This window comes from Sphingobium sp. BHU LFT2, from assembly GCF_018604485.1.
Taxonomy (GTDB): domain Bacteria; phylum Pseudomonadota; class Alphaproteobacteria; order Sphingomonadales; family Sphingomonadaceae; genus Sphingobium; species Sphingobium yanoikuyae_A.
This window is the reverse complement of the sequence record NZ_JAFCGW010000053.1, coordinates 1-2,609: the sequence shown is the minus strand read 5'-3', so window position 1 is coordinate 2,609 and position 2,609 is coordinate 1. Positions and strand designations below refer to the sequence as shown.

2 protein-coding genes and 1 tRNA gene are annotated in these 2,609 nt (G+C 60.2%); 1 reads left to right on the top strand and 2 read right to left on the bottom strand.

Annotated elements, in window-relative coordinates:
• Positions 1-26 precede the first annotated feature (26 nt).
• Entirely contained in the window at positions 27-719 is a 693-nt protein-coding gene (locus tag JQK15_RS26310; RefSeq protein WP_214869575.1) for an HWE histidine kinase domain-containing protein, read from the bottom strand.
• A gap of 144 nt (positions 720-863) precedes the next feature.
• Between JQK15_RS26310 and JQK15_RS26305 the strand changes: the two genes are divergently transcribed.
• Positions 864-2,558 (top strand): recombinase family protein, encoded by a 1,695-nt coding sequence (locus JQK15_RS26305; RefSeq protein WP_214869577.1) that lies wholly within the window; start codon positions 864-866, stop codon positions 2,556-2,558.
• Here the strand turns inward: JQK15_RS26305 and JQK15_RS26300 are convergent.
• Positions 2,515-2,591, bottom strand: a tRNA-Met gene (locus tag JQK15_RS26300). The two genes, JQK15_RS26305 and JQK15_RS26300, sit on opposite strands and share 44 nt — an antisense overlap.
• Between the last annotated feature and the right edge of the window lie 18 nt (positions 2,592-2,609).

Sequence of the window (2,609 nt, the reverse complement as noted above, 5' to 3'; positions counted from 1 at the left end):
CGTACGTTCGCTTATGTCCGCTGTCATCAGAATGTCTGCTCGCTCTGTACTGGCACCGCCTTCCACGGCGCATCTATTTTGAACACTAGCCCGCCTGGAGCATAGTCTACCGAGGTCTGTCCTTTGAGGTAGGATCGAAGCGATCGCTCGATCATCACTGACCCGAAGCCTCGACGCGACGGTGGAACAACCGGTGGCCCACCCAGTTCCCGCCACGTCAGGCGGAAACGCTGCTGCTGCGACTGATCGGCCGGCTCCAACGCCCAATGCAGATCGATGCGCCCCTGATCATTGGATAGCGCGCCATATTTGGTCGCGTTGGTCATAAGCTCGTGGAGGGCGAGCGTCAGTCCCAAAGCCACTTGCGCGTCGAAATGGATCGCCGGCCCGGACATATGCACACGATCGGAAAGCCCGGCATGGCTGGCAAGTACTGTCTGCGCCAGATCGCGCAGGTCGGCCGGTTTCCACTCGGCGGCAGTCAGCATGTCCGTCGCCTGCGCCAGTGCGGCCAGGCGAAAGCTGAGGGCATCTCCGGCGGACTTCATGTCGACGGACTGGCGTAAGGTCTGGCTGGCAACCGCCTGGACGACGGCCAGCTGGTTCGTGAGGCGATGCCCGAGTTCCTGATTAACGAAGGGCAACTGCTGCTCATGCTCTGACAGACGCTGATTTGCATAGCCGCTTCTGAGATGTCCATTCGCGGCCTCGCGCGCCACGAACAACTCCGCCTAAATGATGCATATGCGTTGCCGAACATTCAGCACTCCGACTGAAAGGCATAAATAGGGAATTTCAGCGCTAGGTTCCGTTGTTTGGCCCCTCAGAAAGATCATGTTAATATTCCCCGCGAGGAGAACGATATGTCCCGCGTTGCCCTGTATGCCCGCTATTCTGACGATAAGCAGAGTGCTGCCTCGATTGAGGACCAATTCCTAATCTGTAGAGAACAGGCAAAACGTGAAGGTTGGCACGTGATAGGCAGCTACAAGGACGCAGCGATCTCGGGTGCCAGCGTTATCCTTCGCCCCGGCATTCAGGCTCTCGTCCAGGACGCGCAGATGGGCCGCTTTGATATCTTGCTCGCTGAGGCGCTGGACCGTGTCTCGCGCGATCAGGCCGATGTCGCAACACTCTACAAGCACCTGCAATTCGCAGGCGTCAAGATCGTCACCCTGGCTGAGGGCGAAGTGTCCGAGCTACATGTCGGCCTCAAGGGCACCATGAATGCGCTGTTCCTCAAAGACCTTGCCAAGAAGACCCATCGTGGTCTGCGCGGACGCGTTGAGAAAGGCAAATCTGGTGGCGGCCTGTGCTACGGCTATGACGTTGTTCGCCGCTTCTCCAGCGAAGGCGAGGCAGTCCATGGCGAGCGCAGCATCAACGCCGTCGAAGCCGAGGTGGTGCGTCAGGTCTTTCGGCAGTTCGCCAACGGACTTAGCCCTCAGGCCATCGCGCGACGCTTGAACGACGCCCGCATACCCGCACCGACCGGCACACTTTGGACGTCGACGACGATCCGGGGCCACGCAAAGCGTGGGACCGGACTGCTAAACAATGAGCTCTATATCGGAAAGCTGGTCTGGAACCGGCTTCGCTATCTCAAGAATCCGCAAACTGGCAAGCGCGTGTCACGGATCAATCCGCAATCGGAATGGATCGTCACCGACGTCCCCGATCTACGGATCGTCGATGAGGAACTATGGCAGGCAGCCAAGGCAAGACAGGAAGATATAGCAGTCCAGTATGCCGGCGTGATCGAAGCGACGCGCGCGGCACGCAACAAACTGAACCGGACCCGTCGGCCGAGGAGCCTTCTCTCCGGCCTCGTTTACTGCGGATGCTGCGGTGGGTCTTATACCCTTCGCGGGCAGGGGCGGTTTGCGTGTTCGAACCATATCGACACGAGAAGCTGTTCGAACGGGCATAGCATCTCTCGTGAGAAACTGGAGGCGCGGGTGCTCGATGGCCTCCGCGAACGGATGATGAGCCCCGAAGTTGCCGCCAAGGCCATTCGCACCTGCGTAGAGGAAACCAATCGCCTGAACCGCGAGCGCCGGGCAACCGACACGGCAGATCGCACCGAGCTCGACAAGGTCCTGAAAGCGATCAAGGGCGTTCTGGACATAGTGGAAGAAGGCAGGGGAACACGCACCCTCGTCGACCGCCTTCTCGATCTGGAAGCAAAGGAGGACACCATACGCGCCCGTCTCGCTGCCGCGCCGGCTGATGTTCCGGACATCCATCCCAACATCGCCGAGATTTATCGCGGCAAGGTCGAGCGCCTGGCAGACGCCCTGGTCTGTCCCGAAGAACGCGAAGAGGCCGCCGACGCCCTGCGCGGGCTCATCGAGCGCGTCGTCCTGACGCCGGGCACCAGGCGCGGCGAAGTCAACGCCATGCTGCATGGTGAATTCGGTACGATCCTGGATTGGCTGGAGCGGCAGCAATCCGCTAAAAACGATACCGCCCCCGGCGCTGGTGCGCCGGAGGTGTCCGGTATGTCGGTATCGGTGGTTGCGGGAGTAGGATTTGAACCTACGACCTTCAGGTTATGAGCCTGACGAGCTACCGGGCTGCTCCATCCCGCGACACTGGGCTTTTGTGTG